Origin of the sequence: Actinomadura verrucosospora (assembly GCF_039540335.1) — a bacterium.
In the GTDB taxonomy this organism is placed as follows: domain Bacteria; phylum Actinomycetota; class Actinomycetes; order Streptosporangiales; family Streptosporangiaceae; genus Spirillospora; species Spirillospora verrucosospora.
Window position 1 is genome coordinate 70,871 of sequence record NZ_BAABEV010000020.1, and the last position, 20,728, is coordinate 91,598.

The window sequence follows — 20,728 nt, forward strand, 5'->3', positions numbered from 1 at the left end:
GCCGGTCAGCCCGGGTCCCTCAGGAGAGCGCGGTCAGGGGGACTCCGCCGCGAGCCGGTTGCTGAACCGGGCGAGCAGGGCGCTCTGGGACGTCTCCGGGACCAGCCGGCCGACCAGCGGCGGGATGCGCCAGTTCGCGGGATTGCGCCGCGCCATGCGGGAGACCAGGGAGATCTTCGGGTGGCGGGCCCTCTCGTAGGCGCGCAGCCCGGACGCCGGGTCACCCGCCCCGGCGAGTTCGCGGCCGAGGACCCAGGCGTCCTCAAGCGTCTGGTTGGCGCCCTGCCCGAGGGTGGGCGGCATGGTGTGCGCGGCGTCGCCGACCAGGGTGACCCGGCCCTCGCCCCAGACCTCGCGCACCTTGTTCCAGTGGTGCCCGAAGAACTCGACGTCGCCGTCGGCCGCGGCGGCGAGCACCTCCGGCACGGGGGACGCCCAGTGCCCGAAGCGCCGCCGCAACTCGGCGAGCGGGGACGCGGGCCGCGGGTCGCCGGGCGTCCAGCGCAGGTCGAACCACCACTGGAGCAGGCCGCCGCCCGCGGGCATGAGCCCGCACGCCCCCTCCCGTCCGGTGATCATGAGGTGGCGGTGGGTGCCGGTCAGCTCGATCCCGATCGGGCCGAGCCCCTGCCAGGTGCCGAACGCTGCGGGCCGCACGGCGCCGTCGCCCCACAGCTGACGCCGCACCACCGAGTGGTGGCCGTCCGCTCCGATCAGCAGGTCCCCGGTGTCGGTCGATCCGTCGTCGAAGGACGCCGTGACGCGGTCGCCGTCCTGGGTCAGGCCCGTGCAGGCCGCGCCGTGGCGGACGAGGTCCTCCGGCAGGCCGGCGGCGAGCCGTCCGAGCAGGTCGCGGCGGGCGATGGCCTTCGTCTCGAAGCCGTAGCGGGACGCGGCGTGCGCGATGTCCTGCCCGGTGCGCAGCCGCCCGGTGGACGTGAGGGCGTCGATCCGGTCGATGCGGTTGCCGGCGCCGTCCAGCGTCACGCCGAGGTCGTGCAGGACGGCGTTGCCGTTGCTCCAGATGAGCACCGCCTTGCCGCCCGTCCGGGGCCCGGGCGCCTGCTCGTGGACCCGCACCTCGTGGCCCGCGGCGAGCAGCGCGCGCGCGACGGCGAGGCCGCCCACCCCCGCGCCGATGACGAGGATCTCCATATCCCCTCCAAAGTGAAGTATCTCCGATACGAAGATACATCGCCCCGGAGTATCCTGCGCGGGTGGGTGCCGAACGGGCGGGAGAGGACGTCTTCCGCGAATTCCTGATCGCGGTCCTCCTCCACAACGAGGCGGTCGCCGACCGGCTCGGCCTGCGGCCCCTCGACGTCGCCGCCGTGATCCTGCTGGAGATGCGCGGCCCGCTGCCGGTGGGCGCGATCTCCGAGGAGCTCCGGCTGCCGTCCGCCTCGGCGACCCGGCTGGTCGACCGGCTGGAGAAGGCCGGCTACGCGCGGCGCGTCCGCGGCGAGCACGACCGCCGGACGGTCACCGTGGAGCTGGTCGAGGACGGCCTCGACGACTACCGCGCCCTCGCCGCCGGGGCCCGCCGCCACCTGGACGAGGTCGGCGCCCGCTACTCCCCGGAGCAGGCGCCGCTGCTGGTGGGCATGCTCGACGGCATCGCCGCGGCCTACCGGACGGCCACGGCCGAAGTGCGCGACGCCTAGCGGACGGCGAGACGGGCCGCACCTACACCCTCGTTTGCCGGGGCGAGACGGATGTACCGGTCACCGGGACGCCGAAGGCCGGGCGGGGGCGCGACCGGGATGATGGTGGCTCATGAGCGAGCTGACGGTTCCGGGGTTGGTGGCGCGGGCGGCGAGGGAGTTTCCGGACGCGGAGGCGGTCGTGGACGGGGACGTCCGGGTCACCTTCGCCGAGCTGCGCGAGCAGGTCCGCCAGGCGACGGGCGCGTTCGTCGGCGCCGGGATCGAGCCGGGGGACCGCATCTCCGTCTGGGCGCCGAACGGCCTGCGCTGGATCGTCACCGTGCTCGGCGCCCTCGGCGCCGGCGCGACGCTCGTCCCGCTGAACACCCGCTACAAGGGTGACGAGGCCCGGTGGCCGCTCTCCAAGGCCGGCGCGAAGATCCTGTTCGTGGAGGACGGGTTCCTCGGCATCGACTACCCCGGCATGCTCGGCGTGGACGGATCCGGCGCCCCCGGGCTGCCCGCGCTGCGGACGGTCGTCACGTTCAACGGTGCCGCGCGCCCGGGAGTGATCTCCTGGGACGACTTCACCGCCAAGGCCGCGCCCCCGGACGAGGCGGACGCGCGGGCCGCGGCCGTCGCGCCGGACGACGTCGCCGACATCCTGTTCACCTCCGGAACCACCGGCAGGCCCAAGGGCGTCGTGGTCACGCACGAGCAGAACGTCCGCACCTACCGGGCGTGGGCGGGCCGCACCGGCGTCCGGGCGGGCGACCGCTACCTCATCGTGAATCCGATGTTCCACACGTTCGGCTACAAGGCCGGCGTACTGGCGTGCGTGATCCAGGGCGCCACGATGGTGCTGCAGCGCACCTTCGACGTCCCCGAGACGCTGCGGCTCATCGAGCGGGAGCGGATCACCGTCCTGCCGGGGCCGCCCACCATCTACACCGCCCTCCTGGACGCCCCCGGCCGGGACGAGCGCGACCTGTCGTCCCTGCGGCTGGCGGTCACGGGGGCGGGGGACGTGCCCGTCGCGCTGGTGCGGCGCATCAAGGAGGAGCTGTTCCCCGAGGTCGTGACCGCGTACGGGCTGACCGAGTCGTCCGGCACGGTCACGGCCTGCTCGGTGGACGACGACGACGAGACCATCGCCACCACGTCCGGCAGGCCCATCGCCGACGTCGAGGTCGCGATCGTCGACGGCGACGGCGAGCGGGTCCCGCCCGGGACCGACGGCGCGATCCTCGTGCGCGGCTACAACGTCATGAAGGGCTACCTGGACGACCCGGAGGCGACCGCCGAGACGGTCCGCGACGGCTGGCTCGACACCGGCGACCGCGGGCGCGTCGACGAGCGCGGCAACATCACCATCACCGGGCGCACCAAGGAGATGTTCGTCGTCGGCGGGTTCAACGTTTACCCGGCCGAGGTCGAGAACGTCCTCGCCCGCCACGACGCCGTCGCCGAGTCGGGCGTCGTCGGCGTCCCGGACGCGCGCATGGGCGAGGTGGGGCGTGCCTACGTCCGGCTCCGCCCCGGCAGGACGGCCACGCGGGACGAGCTGGTCGCGCACTGCCGGGAGCGGCTCGCGAACTTCAAGGTCCCCCGGGAGGTCGTCTTCGTGGACGACCTCCCGAAGACCGCGTCCGGCAAGATCTGGCGCGTGAAGCTGAAGGAGCGCCTCTAGAGGGCGGCGACGACCCGCGCCCGGTGCTCGGCCACGGTGCCCCACGCCGAGTACAGGGCCCGCGCCTTGCGGATCCACAGCGACGGGTCGTACTCGTCGGTGTAGCCGATCGCGCCGTGCACCTGGAGCGCGGTCTTGGCCATCCCGTAGGACGCCTCGGACGCGGCGACCTTCGCGGCGGACACGTCCCGCGCGAAGTCCGGCGTCCCGTACGCCAGCGCCGCCCCGAACACCAGCGGGCGGGCGAACTCCAGCTCGACCATCGCGCTCGCCAGATGGTGCTTGATCGCCTGGTACTCGCCGATCGGGCGGCCGAACTGCCGCCGCGTCCTGGCGTACTCGACCGACACCTCCAGCAGCGCCCGCCCGATCCCGACCTGCTGCGCCGCGCACAGCAGCACGCCGAGGTCGGTGAACCCCGCGCCCCCGGGGACGCGGAACAGCCGCCGCGCCGGGTCCAGCGACCGGGCGGCCTCCCCGGCCGCCTTCCGCTCGACGCCGTCGGCGGTGAGCACCAGGTCGGCGACGTCGGCGTCCAGGGCGTGCGGGACGGCGAGCGTCACGACCGCCTCGCCCTCGGCGATGCGCGGCAGCCACGGCGACCCGCCCAGCAGCTCGGCGGCGGCGAGCGTCTCCACGTAGGGGCCGGGCGCGGCGGCCCGCCCCAGCTCCTCCGCGGCGACGGCCAGCTCGACGGGCAGCGGCCCGGCGCCGCCCGCCTCCTCCGGGACGGCCACCGCGAACGCCCCGGTCTCGGCGACCGCCGACCACAGCGCGCGCCCCGGCCCGGTGTCCCCCGCGGCCCAGGCGCGGGCCGCGTCGGCGGTTCCGGCCGCGCCCAGCAGCTTGCGCAGCGTCTCGCCGAACATCCGCTGTTCGGCGGAGAGAACGAACTTCACCGGGACCCCCTCGGCAGGCCGAGCAGCCGCTCGGCGATCACGTTGCGCTGGATCTCGTTCGTGCCCGCGTAGATGGGGCCGGCCAGCGAGAACACGTAGTTCTCCAGCCACTCCGACTCCAGCTCGCCGTCCGGGCCGAGCAGGTCGAGCGCGGTCTCGTGCAGCGCCACGTCCAGCTCCGACCAGAACACCTTGTTCAGGCTCGACTCCGCGCCGGCGTCGTCGTCCCGCGAGACCGTCTCGAAGCCCTTGAGCCGGTAGGCCCGCGCCCTGATCCACACGTCCGCGACCCGGTCCCGCAGCGCGTCGCCGGAGGCGTCCGCGCGCTCCTTCCACAGCTCGACGAGCCGCTCGGCCGCCGCGGTGAACCGGCCGGGGCTGCGCAGCGTGAGGCCGCGCTCGTTGCCGGCGGTGGCCATCGCGACCCGCCAGCCGTCCCCGGGCTCGCCGATGACGTCCTCGTCGGGGACGAAGACCCTGTCGAGGAACAGCTCGGCGAACGCGGGCTTGCCGTCCAGGCGCCCGATCGGGCGGACCGTCACGCCCTCCGCGTCCAGCGGGAACATCAGGTAGGTGAGCCCCTTGTGTCTACTCACTGCGGGGGGACGACCCCCCGCACCCCCCGGTTCGCTCCGCTCATCTCCGGACGCCTCGGGATCCGACCGGAACAGGCCGAATCCCCGGTCGGCGAACGCCGCCCGGGAGCTCCACGTCTTCTGCCCGTCCAGCAGCCAGCCGCCGTCGGTCCGGGTCGCCGTCGCCCGCAGGGCCGCCAGGTCGCTGCCCGCGCCCGGCTCCGACCACGCCTGCGCCCAGATCACCTCGCCCGCCGCCATCGGCGGCAGGATCCGCGCGAGCTGCTCGGGCGTCCCGTGCTTGAGCAGCGTCGGCGCCAGCAGGTTGATGCCGTTCTGGCTGACCCGCCCCGGCGCGCCCGCCGCGTAGTACTCCTCCTCGAAGACCAGCCACTGGAGCACCGACGCGCCGCGCCCGCCGTACTCCTCCGGCCACGACACCACGCCCAGCCGCGCCGCGCCGAGCGTCCGCTCCCACTCGCGGTGCGCGGCGAAGCCCTCCCCGGTCTCCAGCGACGGGAGGGGCCGCGCCGGGACGTGCTCGCGCAGCCACGCCCGCACCTCGCCGCGGAACTCCTCGTCCGCCGCCCCGAACTCAAGATCCATGCGACCCTCTTTCTAACAACTGTTTGGTAGAGTATCCGCCCCTCGCCGCCCCCGCCGCCCCCTCCCGCCCAGTGAGATCCCCGGCGGCCGGGAAACCCCCTCGGAAGCCGCCGCTCGGCGGTGAGGGGAGGCCGTTCGGCGCGTCGGCGCCGCCGCTCTCCCGCATCTGCCGGGGATGTCCTGTCGTGGGGCTCCTGGGCCGCCTTACGTTCGGGCCGTCCGGCAGGAGACCCACGCGGTGAGGACGGTCAGACATGCAGTCCAGAAGATGGCTTCTCGCGGTCGCCTCGGCGGCGTCGGCGGGAGCGGCGGCCGTGGCGTTCGCGGCCTCGGTGCCCGCCCGGGCGCAGGACGGGCCGCGCGCCGGAGAGGCCCCGGCCTGCGCGGAGGGGACGACCGTGCGGACCGACAAGGGCCCGGTGTGCGGGACGGCGGGGGACGGCGTCCGCTCCTGGCTCGGCGTCCCCTACGCGGCGCCCCCCGTGGGGAACCTGCGGTGGGCGCCGACCGCGCCGCCCGCGGGTTGGACGTCCACCCTGGAGGCGACCCGGCGCGGGAGCGCGTGCCCGCAGCCGCCCGGTCTCGGACCCGGCTCGACCAGCGAGGACTGCCTCACGCTGGACATCACCGCCCCTGAGAGGACCGGCGGCCGGCCGCTGCCGGTGATGGTGGAGCTGCACGGCGGCGGGTTCCGGCTCGGGGCGCCGTCCGACGGGACGCACCTCGTCAGGGAGGGCGGCGTCATCAACGTCGGGGTGCACTACCGGCTCGGGATCTTCGGGTTCATGGCGCACGAGGGGCTCGGCGCCCACGCGGGCAACTACGCGCTGCGGGACCAGCAGGCCGCGCTGGGATGGGTCCGGCGCAACATCGCGCGCTTCGGCGGCGACCCCCGCAACGTGACGATCTACGGCGCGTCCGCCGGAGGGTCGAGCGTCTGCGCCAACACCGCGTCCCCGGCCGCGAAGGGCCTGTTCCAGAAGGGCATCGCGCAGAGCGGCGAGTACAACTCGCTGCTCGGCGTGGACGTCCAGTGGCAGCCGCAGGACTGCAAGGCCGAGCTGCCGGGCGAGGACGAGGCCCGGAAGGCCGGTGAGCGGTTCGCCGCCGCGCTCGGCTGCGAGGACGCCGCCTGCCTGCGCGCCCTGCCCGTCGACAAGCTGCTCAAGCAGGCCGGCAACGGCATCGGACCGGACACCGGGACGCAGGGCCCGGTCGTGGACGGCGAGATCCTCCCGATGTCGCCCGCCCAGGCGTTCGCCGAGGGGAAGGTCAACAAGGTCACGCTGATGCACGGCGTCGACCGGGACGAGGTCCAGCTCCCGTCCGCCGACACCCCCGAGAAGTACCGGGAGTACGTCCGGCAGCAGTACGGGCCGCTCGCGAGCCGCGTCCTGAAGCTGTACCCGCTGGAGCGCTTCCCGGCGCCGTCCGCGTTCATCGCGTACCGGACGATCGTCGCCGACTCCAACTCCGTGTGCCCCGCGCTCCTCAACGACGAGCGGCTGGCCAGGCACATCCCGGTCTTCGCCTACCAGACCGACAACGCCGACGCCCCGCCCATGTTCTTCCTCGACCCGACGAAGCCGAACGGCTCCTACCACGTGAGCGAGAGCCCGTTCCTGTCGCCGTTCCCCGGCGGCGCCGAGCCGACCGCGAACCAGAAGGCGTTCGGCGCGCAGCTCACCGCCCAGTGGACGGGGTTCGCCCGCACCGGGAACCCCACCGTGGACGGGACGCCCTTCTGGCCGCGCTTCACGCCCCGGGACCCGGCCGTCCTCTCGCTCGTCCCGGCCGGGGACAGCCAGGTCACCCACGAGATCGCGGAGCAGCACCACTGCGGCTTCTGGAACCGGCACGCCCCCTTCGGAGGCTGAGCGCCTTGACGCCCGGTGCCACGACCTGTGCCGGACGTGACAGATGTCCCACCCCGCCCTTGATCATCGATCGGCCCCGCGGTTTCCATGTGCGCATGCACGCCACAGTGGTCGTCCTCGTGGTCGACGCCGGCGGGCGGCGGGAGGCCGCCGACGAGGTGATCCCGGTCGGGGTGGGGCGCGCGGTCCGGTTCGTCCGGCGGTCGGACGTCCGGTACGCCGAGGCCCACGGCGACTACGCCCGCCTCTACACGGGCACGGGCAGCCACCTCGTCCGGGTCTCGCTGGCCGCGCTGGAGGAGGCGTGGCGGGACGCCGGATTCGTCCGCATCCACCGGTCGCATCTGGTCGCCCTCGCCCACGTCGAGGAGATGGTCGTCGAGTCGGGGCGGTGCACGCTCCGGCTCGGCGACGCGCGGCTGACCGTCAGCCGCCGCAATGCCGGCGCCCTCCGCGACCGGCTCGTCCGGGGCGCCCTCCCCGGAACCAGAACCCCGTGAAGGAGATCCCATGCGTCACAGCAGACGGGCAGCGGCGCTCACCGCCGCCGCGTGCCTGGCCGTCAGCGCGTCCGTCGCCCCCGGACCGGCCGCGTCCGGACGCCCCCTGCGCGGCGACTGGCCGACCTGGCAGCAGAACCTGAACGGCACCCGGTACAACCCGGCGGAACGCGGTATCACGCCCGCGAACGTCGGCGGACTCAGGCTCAGATGGGCCTTCGGTTTCCCGAAGCAGGCGGGCGCCCCCCACAGCCAGCCCGCCGTCGTGGGCCGCACCGTCTATTTCGGCGGCCCGGACGGACGCTTCCGCGCCCGCGACGCCCGCACGGGCGCGGCCAAGTGGGAGTTCGACCTCGGCACCGTCGGGACGGGTTTCGCTCAGGTCCGCGACGGCGCGGCCGTCTCCCACGGCCGGGTGTTCTTCGGAGACACGCGCGGCTACATGTACGCCCTGGACCAGGACACCGGCAAGCTCGACTGGGCGAAACGGATCGACGACCACGTCAGCGCCACCGTCACCAGTTCCCCCATCGTCTACCGGGGCCGTGTCTATGTAGGCGTGTCCAGCGGCGAGAACCTCATGGGCAAGGAGCACCCCTGCTGCACGTTCCGCGGCCACGTCGACGCCCTGGACACCGACACCGGTGAGCTCGACTGGCGCTTCTACACCGTCCCGGAGCCGCGCCAGGACGGCACCTGGCCGAACGGGGTGCCGCGCTACACGCCGTCCGGCGCGGGCGTGTGGAGCAGCCCGTCCATCGACTCCGCCACGGGCACCCTCTACGTCGGCACCGGCCAGAACTACAGCGGCAGCGGAGGGCACTTCGACTCCGTCCTCGCCCTGGACGCCAGGACGGGGAGACCGCGCTGGACCCGCAAGATGACCGACGTCGACACCTGGCGCCGCGAGTGCAGCAGCCCGTCCCCCGAAGACCAGCAGTACTGCCCCAACCTCCCCGACGGCACCGCCCTGGACTTCGACCTCGGCGCCGCGCCCAGCCTGTTCACCGTGCACGGGCGCCGCCTCATCGGCATCGGCCAGAAGGTCGGCGTCTACCACGTCCTGGACGCCCGCACGGGGGAGATCGTCTGGCAGCGCCAGCTGTCCACGCCGATGCCGGGCGGCGGCCTGAGCGGGATCCAGTGGGGCGCGAGCTACGACGGCCACCGCCTCTACGTCGCCACCTACATGGCGAACCCGGGCACGCTGTTCGCGCTCGACCCGTCCAACGGCCACGTCGCCTGGAAGACGCCGAACCCGGCGGACGGCTGCACCACCGGCGGCGCGGCCCAGTACCCGAAGGTGTGCCGCCTCGGCCACCCGCCCGCCGTGACGACCACCCCCGGCCTCGTCTGGGAGGGCGGCATGGACGGCAAGATGCGCGCCTACTCGTCCCGCACCGGCGAGGTCCTCTGGAGCTTCGACACCATCGCCGACTTCCCGACCGTCGACGGCGGCACCGCCCGCGGCGGCTCCCTGGCCGGCGGAGGCGGCGCCGTGGTCTCGCACGGCATGGTCTACGTCCTGACCGGCGACATGTTCACGCCCTACCCCAACGACAAGGGCTACGCCCTCCTCGCCTTCAGCCGCTGACGCGGGCGACGCCGCAGAAGGCGTCCACCTCCGGCGGCTCATCGAACGGGGACGGCTCCGGCCGCCACCGCGACACCGGCACTACGCCCGGCGCCGCCCAGCCAGTGGTTCCAGATCCGCGCCGAATGCGGAGCCCGCGATCCTGTTGCGGTCGGCGCTTCCGGCGACCCGCTGGCCCATGCCGGGCATCCGGCAGGGCATGCACGACCTCTGATGTACTGGCCACGCCGCTCGGTCGAGCGGCTCGGTGGCGTTCGGGAGGTGCGTATGGTCAGCGAGAACACTGCCAGGCTGGCGGTACTGATCGATGCCGACAACGCGCAGGCCGCGATCGTCGAGGCCCTGCTGGCCGAGGTCGCGAAGTACGGGACCGCGCATGTCAAGCGGGCTTACGGCGACTGGACGGGCACCAGCCTGCGGGGCTGGAAGGAGCGGCTGCTCGACCAGTCGATCCAGCCGGTCCAGCAGTTCGCCTACACCAAGGGCAAGAACGCGACCGACGCGGCGATGGTCATCGACGCGATGGACCTGCTGTACTCCGACCGCTTCGACGGGTTCTGCCTCGTCTCCAGCGACAGCGACTTCACCCGCCTGGCCGCGCGCATCCGCGAGTCCGGCCTGACCGTGTACGGCTTCGGTGAGCGCAAGACGCCCAAGCCCTTCGTGGCGGCGTGCGACAAGTTCATCTACATCGAGAACCTGCTGTACGACCAGGACGCCACCACCCCGGCCGCCGCGACGCTCAAGCCGGCGCCCCCGACACCGGCCGCCAAGCTGAAGAAGGACGCCGCCCTCGTCAACCTTCTCCGCAACGCCGTCGAGGCGGCCTCCGACGAGGACGGGTGGGCCGCCCTGGCGTCCGTCGGCCACATCATCACCAAGCAGCGCCCCGAGTTCGACTCCCGCAACTACGGCTACGCCAAGCTCAACGAGCTGATCGCCGCGACGACGCTGTTCGTCCTGGACCGCCGCAGCCCCGGCGACGGCAAGGCGAACATCATCTACGTCCGCGACAAGCGCCACCAGGACAAGAAGTCCTCCTAGCTCCCTTCACGCGCGCCAGCCGGGCGAGGGCGGTGCGGGCGGTCTGGTGTGAAGACGCCGATGCCGTTGGCGACCGCGCGTTCTGAGCCGTCCGACGGGGTGTTGCGGACGGTCACCGCGGGCTCGCCGGGGGACCGGGCGACGAGCGCCGAGGAGCCGCCGCCGTCGAGGTTCACGGCGTCGTCGGCGCCGGCCTTGTCGAGCAGGGACGCCAGTTCGGCGACGGTCAGGCCGCCGCTGCGCTCGGACCTGCCGTCCACCACCACGAGGTAGAAGTGCCGGCCGTCGCGGCTCACCCCGGCCGCCGTGCGCGGCGCCGGGCCGGTGGCGCTCAGGCCGTCCAGCGGCCTGCCGTCGCGCAGGATCGGGAACCCGCCGACGGCGAACCGGAAGCGGACCGGCCCGGTGAAGCGGTAGGAGACCCGCACCCGGTCGCCGGGCTTGAGGCGGCGCAGCGCGCCGGCGCCCTTCTCCCGGCCGACGAGCACGGTCGTGCCGGACGGGATCGCGCCGCCGCCCACCGTGCCGGAGACCCCCGTCACGACGCCCCGCCGCACGGTCACCTCGGCGGTGTCCGTGCTGCACGGGTCGTTGCGCACCTTGTCCGTCCCGCACACCGCGCGCTGCCGCGACACCTCCCCCCATTCGGGACCGAAGGCCCCGACGCCGCCGACCGGGAGCGCGTACTGGTTGAGGCCGCGCAGGGCGATGGACGTCCTGCCGGAGCGGACACTCCCGGCCAGGCGAAGGCGCCCCACGTGCCCGCGCCGGTCGACGCCGACGCCGATGACGTCCTCGGCGGACGTGCCGGGCGGCAGCGAGGGCCCGAAGCGCTGCCCGTCGGGCACGGCGCCCTTGAGCGGACGGCCGCCGTCCACCTCGGGCCCGGACGACGACCCCGTGGGCGCCACCCCGGCATGGGTCTCGCTGATGTTGAAGAAGTCGCCGTTCACCCCGGCCACGGCGTTCTGCGCGTCCGCCATCGCCGACACCGTGCGCCTTGCGGCGACCACGGGGGGCCGCAGGAGCCCGACCCCGGCCTGCCGCAGGTCGACGTCCACCAGATTCCCGGCGACCGCCCCGCCGGCCCCGGACGTCTCGAACCCCCGCAACGTCGCCCCGGACGCGAGCCTCTCGGAGGAGGTGAACCGCACGTCCCCGACCTCGGCCGAGACGCGGGCCCGCGCCCCTGCCGCGTCGGCGCGCTCCCCCGACCCGGCCCCGTCACCGGCCGGCGCGTCCGCCCGCGCCGGACCCCACCCGACCCCGACCACCACGACCGCCGCCGCCCCCACGACCACCCACCTACCAGCCATCCGCCCGCCTCTCCACCCGGTGAAAGTCTGGTGATCATGGCGTGCTCGGAGTGAAATGCGGGCCGCTGCTCAGCTAACATTCGTGCAAGATCTTCTGACGCGTCTGGCTCGGTGGATGTCACTCAGAGCCGTCCAGACAAAGCGATCGGGTGGAGCCTCTCTCAAGGCCCCACCCGATGCGCCAGGTGACGAACTCAGGTCATGTGGACCAGCGGCGCCGCGCTGGCCGAGACCTCAGTGATCATCAGAAGGACGGCGGCCGTTATGGTCACCGTGAAGGCGCGTATCATCGGCGAAAGTTCCTGTTCTGGCAAAGAATTACACAACATTCCGGCGTGCGTTGCCACTGTACTGGCTGGGTCGGCGCGCTGTCGATCAGAACGGACCTTCGGCCTGACCAATCCACATATGATGCTTATGTCGGGTTTAGTAAGGGTTGATCTGTGTCTCCTGAGGCAGCCCGGTTTCAGGTGCCGGTGGCCTCGTCGAGGCGGCGGAGGCGGGTTCGGAGATTCTCAGCCTCGGCCAGGTCGAGGAACTCGAAAATTCGGGCGGCCTTCTCCCAGTACTCCCGGGTCTTGTCCTGCCCCTGGACGTGCAGGAAGGCGGTGCCGAGGCTCTCCAGTGTCTTGCCGATCTCGTCCGGCACGCCTATGCGGGCGGCGAGGTCGCCGGCTCGTTGGAGGTGCTCGATGGCGGCCGGGTACCGGCCGGACGCCGTCAGCGTCTCGCCCAGGTGCCGGAGGGCGAGCGCTTCCTCGTACCGCTCGCTAATGCTCTGAGAGATCGCCAGTGCACGCTCGTGATGGATGAGAGCCTCGCCGTAGCGGCCGGTGTCCTGGAATGTGGCGCCGATGCCAATCAAAGTCTCGACCTGGTTTCGCCGGTCGCCCAGTTCCATCGCTAGTGCGAGTGCTTTTCGATAGTGCTCCAAGGCCCTCTCGTGGTCACCGGTATGCCTGCTGACATTGCCCAGGTTGATGAGCATGATGGCCTGGTGCTGGCGTCCGAGCTCCGCCGCCGCGGCGGCCGTCCGCCCGTAGTACTCCACGGCCTTGTCGACGGCACCCATGCGCAGCATAAGATCGCCCATATTGTTGAGAGCCATTGTCCTGCCGCGCGGATCCTCGACCTCGGTGAAGAGTGCCAAGGCGCGGAGACGTAGTTGCTCGGCCTCCCGGTACCGACCCATGTACTCCAGATATATGGCGGTGTGATCGAGATTCTTTGCCTCGCCTCGCCGGTCGCCTAATGACCGGTGGATGGCAAGCGCTTCCTCCCCGTGGGCGAGTGCATCGGGGAACCGGGAGAGATGCCACTGGATGAGGCCGATGTGATCGAGGATGTCGGCCTCGCCGTGTCGTTCACCTACCGACCTGAAGACCGCCAGGGCTCTCTCGGCGTCCTCCAGCGCGCTGTCATACTCGCCGCCGCGGAACCGGACGAGACTGCGGTCCGACAATGCGCGGGCGAGACTCGGCCCGGCATCTCCGTCACCGAGGGCGATGATCGCGCGGGAGTGGAGTCGTTCAGCCGCATCCCAGTGGCCTTGCGACTCCAGGTATCCGGCGAGCACCCGGGCGAACCCGACAACATGGTCGGGCAGTCCCGCGCGTTCGGCTTCGGCAGCCGCGTTCAGCAGGCAGTGATGCTCAGTGGCGAACCACTTGGCGGCCTCCGCCTCATCCAGCGGCGAGGGGAGCTCCGGGGGTTGGTGGACCAGTTGCATGCCGTGCGCAGGGCGGTGCGGGGAGATCAGCCGGTCCGCCCGCTCGGCCGCGGCAAGGTAGAAGTCCAGGATCCTATGAACGATCCGGCGGCGCTCCTCGTCCGAGTCGGTCTCGCGGGAGAGGCGGCGGGCGTAGTCGTTCACGAGGTCGTGGAAGTGGTAGCGGCCGCCGACCGGTTCGGTGATCAGATGGCGGTCGAAGAGGTCCTCCAGGATCCGCTCGGCCTCCCGCACTGGGCGTCCGAGTGCCGCCGCGGCCGCGTGTGCCGTCAAGTCGGGCCCGGGATGCAGCCCGAACGCGCGGAAGGCGTCGCCGAGCGACGGGGGAAGCCCGCGATAGGAGATCTCGAACACGGTGGTGATCTCGCGCCCCTCGTCCCGCACCTCGTCCAGTCGCCGGTCGTCGGGGGACAACCGGACGAGGAGGTCGCGGGTGGTCCAGGCACGGCGGTGCCTCAGCCGGCTCGCAACCATGCCCACCGCCAGCGGCAGTCGCCCGCAACGTTCGACCACCTCCCTGACGTCGTCGCCTGCCTCGGCGCGCCCGGCCCCCGCGATGCCCGTGAACAGGGCCGTCGCGTCTCGCACCGGCAGGACGTCCAGCGAGAGCGGCCAGGAGTCGTGCAACCCGGTCAGCCGCCGGCGGCTGGTCACGATCACCAGGCATCCGGCGGACGCCGGCAGCAGCGGTCTCACCTGTTCGTGGCCCGCAGCGTCGTCCAGCACGAGGATCGCGCGGCTCGCCGCCAGTTCGGACCGCCACAACGCGGCGCGCTCGTCCAGCGCCCGCGGCACGCGGGTTGCCGGAAGCCCGATCATGCGGAGCAGCGTGTCGAGCGCGTCGGCGGGGTCGACTGGCTGCTGCCGAGGGTCGTGCGCGTGTAGGGAGAGGAACATCTGGCCGTCGGGGAAGTGCTCGGCCAGGCGGTGTGCCAGGCGGACGGCCAGCGCCGTCTTGCCGACGCCCGCCATTCCGTCGAGGGTGATGACGGTGACCGTGGACGTGCTCGGCGGGCCCGCGGGCCCCCGCTCCCGGACGGTCGGCACCATGTCCATGAGCTGCTGGAGTTCTTCGTCGCGCCCGACGAACACCCGCGGGTCGTGGGGCAGCGTGTGCGGAGACCGGTCGACGCTCAGCTGGGTGCCGGGAACACGCAGCAGCGCGGGGTCGGACCGCAGGATCTGCTGTTGGAGCTGCCGCAGCCCTGGACCCGGCTCCGTGCCGGTCTCCTCCACGAGGAGGCCGTGAGTACGCCGATACACCTCCAGCGCCTCGGTCTGCCGGCCGCACCGGTAAAGGGCCATCATGAGCCGCTCGACCGGCCGCTGGTCCTGAGGGTGGCGTTCGGTGAGATCGGACAGCTCGCGGAGGACATCGGCGTGGTTGCCGCGCTGGAGCTCCAGATCGATACGGTCGAGTGCGGCGGCGAGCAGTTCCTCCTCCAGATTGCGGCGGGTGCGCTCGGCCCAGTCGCCGGTGAGGTCGGCGAGCGGCTCGGCGCGGCAGAGCGCGGCCGCCCTTCGGTGATGGTCCAGGGCGTACTCGTCGTCGCCGCTCTCGGCTATCGCCCGTGCCTGACCGCGCAACCGCCGGAACAGATGCAGGTCGACCGCCTCGTCGGCGATGTCGATTTGGTAGGAGCCCTGTCGCGACACGAGGGCGACGTCTTCCACGCCTTCCAGCCGGTTCCGTAAACGCGCCATATAGGTGTGGAGTCCCTGGCGAGCTTTGGCGGGAGGGGTGTCGCCCCATACGCGAAATATGAGAATCTCAGCGGGTACAGGTTGCCGTGGAGTGAGCAGGAGGGCGGCCAGCACGCATCGCTCCTTGGTCGTTCCGAGGTCGCGCCGCTGGCCGTCGATCCACAGCTCAACGGGGCCTAAGACACGGAACTCCACCCGGCGCCCCTTTGTGGAAAATTTCCTCCTGAGCCGATTTTGGCATCGGGAGCCCGGCATGACCAGAGTTCCGGTCATAGTTCACATGGCCGCCAGGGGTCGCACCTACTTGCCGAGTCAGGCCGACTGCAAGTTTTCGTCAAGTTCTCCGATCGACACTCGATTCCAGAAGCGGGTCATTTCGATCCGCGACGGAGGAACGGATGACAACATCCGAGGTCGAAGGGGGTTCGTTGACGGGGCCAATGGGTTTCGAATGGCGCCGGGCGCTCAGCCGGTTCGATCCTGGCTGGTGGGGCGGACTGGGGGACCGGCGGACGGTGCTGGTGGTGGTGGACTCGCCCGATCTCGGGCAGCCCGTTCTGGACACGGCCCGGCTGGCGGGCGTCGATCCGCGGCTGCGGGTGCTCTTCACGGCACCGCCAGGGCCGTCCGAGGCGGCGGTCGGGGCGCTGCTCCGGGACGCGGGCGCCGTGCCGCTGCCCTGGCGCGAGGCGCGGTTGGGTGACTTCGCCCTCGTCGTCGCCGCTTCCTCGCTGCCCGGACAGGGGCCGTCGGCGCCGACGATCATGCTTCCGGGGACGGGTACGGAACGTGCATCGCACCCGGGGAGCAGGAAAGGACGCGGGGGGCCGGTGGTTCTCGCCTGCGCCCATGAGATGGACCGTCCCATGCCGACCGAGGCCGGGACGGCCACGGAGGTGGTGACCGTCGGCGACTCCATCCACGACCGGATCGTCGCGAGCCTGCCCTTCCGCGACTTCTACCGGCGTGCTCTCGGGGTGGGCAGGCATCGCAAACTCGTCGTCGTGGCGCTTCCTGCGGCCGGTGCCTCGGGTCGTTGCCAGGTTGCCCGCTGCGGTTCGGGAACTCTCGTGCACCGCCTGCTCACCGAACTGGCCGCCGAGGACTTCCAGGTCCTCGGTCTCCACGGACCTGGGCCGTACCCGTGTGCCGGCGGACCCAGCGCGACCGACCTGCGGAATGGCCTCGGGCTCCTGCCGCCGGACGCGGACTGGCGTGCCGCCCTTGTCGCCGCCGACTGGATCATCGGGCCGCCCGGCCCGGTGACCCGGTACGGCACGATCACCGGCGTCCCGGTAATGATCACCGGCGGCCTGCCTCGCGCGGGGGCGCCTCCCTCGGCCGTGCCGATCCCAGGCGGTGTCCGGCTGGTGGCGCACCGCCCGGTCCTGGAGCAGTTGACCGAGGCGGCGGCGCGATGGCGGCCGGAGCGCGTCCGGGCGGTGGTCAGGCGGATCACCTCGGAGCCGGGGCGGTTCGACCGCGCCGTCCGCCGCACGATGTACAGGCTCCTGCGCCTGCCGCAGCCTGCCACGATCCCCGTCGCGGAACCGGTCTCGCCGCCGTTCCGCATCGAGTGCCCGGCCGATCGTCCGATCGACGCGTGACAGAAAGGTTGTTATGGAGTGCACTATCCACCCCTGGGTGCCGGGCCCGTTCGGACTGGACGCCCGGCGGGGTGCGACGATGCCCGGGCAGCGCACCGTCCTCGCGGTGGCACACCATCTGACGGCGGCGACGCGGCTGGCGGACGTCATCCCGATGCTGGAGACCGACCGGAGAGTGGCCGTCGCCTACACCGCCGCACCGGCGTCGGTCTTCACCGGCGGACTGGACGCGCATCTGCGGGACCTCGGAGGGCTGGTGCTGCCGTGGTCCCAAGCGGTCACCACCCGGTTCGACCTCGTCGTGGCGGCGAGCCACGGGATGCTGGAGAACCTGCACGGCCCTGTCATGACGGTCCTGCACGGGGCCGGCCCCGGCAAGCTGCTCGGCCGCCTGCGGGGCGCCGGACCTCCCGCCGCGCGGCCGGTCACCGGACTGATCAGAGAGCGGATCGTCGTCGCGGGACGGGTCGTGCCCTCGTCGATGGCCCTGGCGCACGAGCGGCATCTGAGCATGCTCGACCGCGAGTGTCCGGAGGCGCGGCCGGTCGCGTTCGTCTGCGGAGACCCGTGCCTGGACAGGCTGACGGCGAGTATGCCCTACCGCGAGGCGTACCGGCGGGCGCTGGGCGCCGTCGGCGGCAGGCGACTGGTCTTCGTCAGCTCCACGTGGGGCCGGGACTCGCTGTTCGGGGCGCACCCCGACGTCCTCTTGCGGGTGGCGACCGAGTTGCCGCGCGACGAATACCAGATCGTCGCGGCACTGCACCCGCACATCTGGTCGTGGTACGGCAGAAGGCAGGTGCTCTCATGGCACGCGGACTGCCTGCGACTCGGCGTCCGGCTACTGCCACCGGAGGAGGGCTGGCGCGCTGCGCTGGTCGCCGCCGACCGGGTGGTCGGCGACCATGGTTCGGTGACGTACTACGGCGCGGCGTTGGGCGTGCCGGTGCTGCTCGGTGCGTTCCCCGAGGACAGCGTGGCGCCTGGGACGCACACCGCCGGGCTCGGGGCGGTCGCTCCGCGGGTCGAGTGGGACAGGCCGCTCATCCCCCAGCTCGCCGAGGCCGCCCACGCGTTCACCGAGCGGGTGCACGACGAGCTTCGCCATGGCCTGAGCTCCCGGCCGGGGGAGGCGGCCCGCCTGATCCGGGCTGAGATGTACCGGTTGATGCGACTGCAGGATCAGGCGCGCCCGCCGGACGTCTTACCCGTCCCGGCGCCGTGTCCACCCGCCGTCCGCGTGCAGGCGGCGTGATGGTCATGCTGGTGCGGGTCTGGGAGGAGCCGGCCGAGCGCCGCGGTGCGGAACCGGATCGGGTCCTGGTCGGAGGCCGGGTGCTCCGGCTGGAGCGCTCGCCGGCCGGCGGCGCCCCTTTCGAGCCGCCGCTCGACGAGCATCTGGTGGCCGGGCCCGGTGAGACGTCGCGGGCCTTGCTCTCCTGTGCGGACGTGATCGTGCGGGACGGCGGTGAACCGGCACTGCACAGGGCGGCCTTCCCGGGATGCTTGATCGTTGCGGTGAACATGCAGGGCGGGTGCCTTCTGGTCGCGCGTGGCTGGTCGGCACGACTCGTGCCGGTCCTCGGGGAACGGTGCGGCGAGGAGGACGCGTCGGCGTACGCCTCTGCCATCCATGCCTGGATGGTGGCGGGACTTCCGCTCGACGCGATCACGCGCCTCACGGCCGTACGAGGCAACGCCGTCGCTCAGGTCAGGGTGCGGGATCCGGCTGTGCAGGCGGCTCCTGGGGCGCGGGCGGTTCGGACCGAACTTCGTCGAGCCGTTCCTTGACCGGTGCTGCCTGCGGGGCACCGAGCTCGGTGTAAATGGCGAGCGCCTGCTCCAGAAAGCGGCGCTCGTCTGCCGCGGCGCCCTGGTGCGCCGCCACTCTGGCGAGTTCCCGCAGGGCGCCGGCCTCCACGTGGCGCGCGCCCGCCTCCCGGGCGACGCCGAGGGAGGCGTGGAGCGCCTCCGCTGCCTCGTCCGGGCGCCCCGCCAGCAGACGGGCCTGGCCCAGGCAGGTCAGGGTCCGGGCCTGGTGGTAGGGCTCGTCGAGCCGCACGAACGTGTCCAGCGCGCCGGTCAGCGCGGCGTCGGCCTCACCGTGTCGCCCCCACGCGCTGAGCGCTTCGCCGATGTGTCGTTCCATGAGCGCGATGCCGCGTGGACGGTCGAGCGCCGCGTGCACGTCCCGCGCCTCCCTGAACAGGCCGACGGCGGGGGCCAGGTCACCAGTGGCGAACGCGACGAGACCGAGCCCTTCCAGGGCCGCCGCCTCGCCGAGCCGATGGCCGGTCTGACGCTCCAACGCGAGCGCGGCCTCGTACTTATCGCGGGCGGCGTCTATCTCCTGAAGGTTGAGGTGGGCCACGCCGAGGCCCTCCAGCATCCGTGCCTGAGCGCGCGGGTCGTCGCAGCTTCGGGCGGCGACGAGGCCTACCTCATACATCCGGATCCATGCCCGGTAGTGCTTGCGGTGGAGGAACAGCGGCCACCCCGCCTCGCAGAGCTGCCACGTCACAGGGTGCAGCCCGGCCTCATGTGCCTCCCGCGCCACCGCGGCGAGGTTGTCCCGCTCCTGTTCGAGCCAGGACAGCGCCGTGGGACGGTCCGTGAGCGCGCCGTTGCGCCGCTCGGACGCGTACTTGTCGCCCAGATGCCACCGTCCGGGCATCAGGAGGAGGTCGGCGGTGACCGCGGACGTGAGGTACCAGTCCGCTAACCGAGCCAGCGCCTCCATTCGGTCGAGTGCGGCTGTCGGTTCATGGGCCTTGTCACGGGCGTGCAGCCGTACCAGGTCGTGGAAGAAGTAGCGCTCGTCTCCGCCTTCGATCAGGAGGCTGGCGTCCACCAGATCGTGCAGCAGGTCTGCGGCGTGGTCTTCGTCTGTTCCGAGCAGGGCCGCGGCCGCGGCCACATCGAAGTCGTTCCCGGGATGGACGCCGAGCAGCCGGTAGGCACGTGCGTGGGCGTCGTCGAGAGCCTGGTAGGAGGTGTTGAACACGGCGTCCACCGAGATGTCTCCCTCTCCGGTGCGCAAGGCCGACAGGCGGCGCGCCTCGTCGTCGAGCTCGGCGACGGCGCGGGCGATCGGCCAGCGTCGCCGGGCGGCGAGGCGGGCGCCCGACGCGCAGACCGCGAGCGGCAGCGTCCCGCAGAGTGCCACGAGCGATCGGGCGTGCTCGCGTTCGGCCCTGATCCTCTCCGCACCGATCAGACGCTCCAGCAGTTCCAGCGCACCCGTCACACCGAGCGGATCGACGTCCACGAAGCGTGCGCCGTCCACGACGAGTCCCGACAGGCGACGCCGGGAGGTGACCACGACCAGTGACCCGCCCGCGCCGGGCAGCAGCGGCCTGACCTGGGCCGCCGAGACCGCGTTGTCGAGGAGAACGATGAGGCGGCTTCCCGTGGTCATGGATCGGAACAGTGCCGCCTGCTCGTCGATGCTGGGCGGGATGCTCTCCGGAAGCGCACCGAGCGCCCGCAGGAAGCGTTCCAACGGCTCGTCCGGGGGAAGCGGATCGGCTCCGGAGAATCCGCGCAGGTCGACGAATAACTGGCCCTCGTATTCGTCTTTCAGCTCGTGTAACCAGTGCAGGGCCAGTGTGGTCTTCCCTACACCGCCTGCCCCAGTGATAACGACGAGCCCCTGCCGCCCCGCGTGCGCACGCAGTTCCGCCATTTCGTCGTGGCGGCCGGCGAACAGCCCGGGCGCCGGAAGTTGTGCCGGAGCGGGAAGAGACGCGCTTCGCGGCATGGTGATGTGGACACCGCCGGCGATGGAACCTGCCTGGACGCTGGAACCCGCTATCGTTCCGGTCAGTTCGTTGGCCCACCGGTCCCGTTCGTCGGGAGACTGCACCATCGATCCATCCCATGACATGGCGGACGAGAGGATTCGCGCCCGATCCACTCTTCAAGTTACCTTGCCTTTCTGG

General features: G+C 72.3%; 15 protein-coding genes. 9 read left to right on the forward strand and 6 right to left on the reverse strand.

All coding sequences use genetic code 11. From position 1 onward, the window contains the following. Positions 1-33 precede the first annotated feature (33 nt). The gene (locus ABD944_RS22110; RefSeq protein ID WP_345179342.1) at positions 34-1,155 is read right to left on the reverse strand and encodes an FAD-dependent oxidoreductase; all 1,122 of its coding nucleotides are present in this window, start codon (positions 1,153-1,155) and stop codon (positions 34-36) included. Between the two features lie 62 nt (positions 1,156-1,217). On the opposite strand from ABD944_RS22110, the gene ABD944_RS22115 reads away from it, so the two are divergent. Continuing rightward, positions 1,218-1,664 carry a MarR family winged helix-turn-helix transcriptional regulator gene (locus ABD944_RS22115; RefSeq protein WP_345179343.1) on the forward strand — a complete coding sequence of 149 codons (447 nt, stop codon included), beginning with the start codon at positions 1,218-1,220 and terminating at the stop codon, positions 1,662-1,664. A 112-nt stretch (positions 1,665-1,776) separates the two neighbouring features. Beyond that, positions 1,777-3,336 carry a FadD3 family acyl-CoA ligase gene (locus ABD944_RS22120; protein ID WP_345179344.1) on the forward strand — a complete coding sequence of 520 codons (1,560 nt, stop codon included), beginning with the start codon at positions 1,777-1,779 and terminating at the stop codon, positions 3,334-3,336. On the opposite strand, the gene ABD944_RS22125 is transcribed toward ABD944_RS22120, so the two are convergent. Beyond that, positions 3,333-4,235 (reverse strand): acyl-CoA dehydrogenase family protein, encoded by a 903-nt coding sequence (locus ABD944_RS22125; RefSeq protein ID WP_345179346.1) that lies wholly within the window; start codon positions 4,233-4,235, stop codon positions 3,333-3,335. The genes ABD944_RS22120 and ABD944_RS22125 overlap by 4 nt on opposite strands. After that, positions 4,232-5,416: an acyl-CoA dehydrogenase family protein gene (locus ABD944_RS22130; RefSeq protein WP_345179348.1), complete on the reverse strand. Its 1,185-nt coding sequence runs from the start codon at positions 5,414-5,416 to the stop codon at positions 4,232-4,234. The genes ABD944_RS22125 and ABD944_RS22130 overlap by 4 nt, the downstream gene beginning before the upstream one ends. A gap of 254 nt (positions 5,417-5,670) precedes the next feature. Here ABD944_RS22130 and ABD944_RS22135 point away from each other — a divergent pair, with 254 nt between their 5' ends. From ABD944_RS22135 to ABD944_RS22150, 4 genes are all read left to right on the forward strand, one after another. Next, complete coding sequence (locus ABD944_RS22135) at positions 5,671-7,293, forward strand: carboxylesterase/lipase family protein (protein ID WP_345179350.1); 1,623 nt, start codon at positions 5,671-5,673, stop codon at positions 7,291-7,293. A gap of 95 nt (positions 7,294-7,388) precedes the next feature. Next, positions 7,389-7,793 (forward strand): LytR/AlgR family response regulator transcription factor, encoded by a 405-nt coding sequence (locus tag ABD944_RS22140; RefSeq protein WP_345179352.1) that lies wholly within the window; start codon positions 7,389-7,391, stop codon positions 7,791-7,793. 10 nt (positions 7,794-7,803) lie between these two features. Beyond that, the gene (locus tag ABD944_RS22145) at positions 7,804-9,387 is read left to right on the forward strand and encodes an outer membrane protein assembly factor BamB family protein (RefSeq protein ID WP_345179354.1); all 1,584 of its coding nucleotides are present in this window, start codon (positions 7,804-7,806) and stop codon (positions 9,385-9,387) included. Between the two features lie 267 nt (positions 9,388-9,654). Continuing rightward, complete coding sequence (locus ABD944_RS22150) at positions 9,655-10,431, forward strand: NYN domain-containing protein (RefSeq protein ID WP_345179355.1); 777 nt, start codon at positions 9,655-9,657, stop codon at positions 10,429-10,431. On the opposite strand, the gene ABD944_RS22155 is transcribed toward ABD944_RS22150, so the two are convergent. Together ABD944_RS22155 and ABD944_RS22160 are read right to left on the reverse strand one after the other, a co-directional pair. Next, entirely contained in the window at positions 10,428-11,747 is a 1,320-nt protein-coding gene (locus ABD944_RS22155) for a phosphodiester glycosidase family protein (RefSeq protein ID WP_345179357.1), read from the reverse strand. The genes ABD944_RS22150 and ABD944_RS22155 overlap by 4 nt on opposite strands. Before the next feature lie 466 nt (positions 11,748-12,213). Continuing rightward, entirely contained in the window at positions 12,214-15,375 is a 3,162-nt protein-coding gene (locus ABD944_RS22160) for an AfsR/SARP family transcriptional regulator (protein WP_345179360.1), read from the reverse strand. Between the two features lie 245 nt (positions 15,376-15,620). Here ABD944_RS22160 and ABD944_RS22165 point away from each other — a divergent pair, with 245 nt between their 5' ends. From ABD944_RS22165 to ABD944_RS22175, 3 genes are read left to right on the forward strand one after another with little or no spacing between them, the layout of a single operon-like run. Next, complete coding sequence (locus ABD944_RS22165; protein WP_345179361.1) at positions 15,621-16,787, forward strand: hypothetical protein; 1,167 nt, start codon at positions 15,621-15,623, stop codon at positions 16,785-16,787. Positions 16,788-16,800: 13 nt separating this feature from the next. Next, positions 16,801-18,042, forward strand: a complete 1,242-nt coding sequence (locus ABD944_RS22170) for a hypothetical protein (protein ID WP_345179363.1) — start codon at positions 16,801-16,803, stop codon at positions 18,040-18,042. Beyond that, positions 18,042-18,578: a hypothetical protein gene (locus ABD944_RS22175; RefSeq protein ID WP_345179365.1), complete on the forward strand. Its 537-nt coding sequence runs from the start codon at positions 18,042-18,044 to the stop codon at positions 18,576-18,578. The genes ABD944_RS22170 and ABD944_RS22175 overlap by 1 nt, the downstream gene beginning before the upstream one ends. On the opposite strand, the gene ABD944_RS22180 is transcribed toward ABD944_RS22175, so the two are convergent. Continuing rightward, on the reverse strand, positions 18,499-20,655 hold the full coding sequence (locus tag ABD944_RS22180) for an ATP-binding protein (RefSeq protein WP_345179367.1): 2,157 nt from the start codon (positions 20,653-20,655) through the stop codon (positions 18,499-18,501). The genes ABD944_RS22175 and ABD944_RS22180 overlap by 80 nt on opposite strands. Positions 20,656-20,728 lie beyond the last annotated feature (73 nt).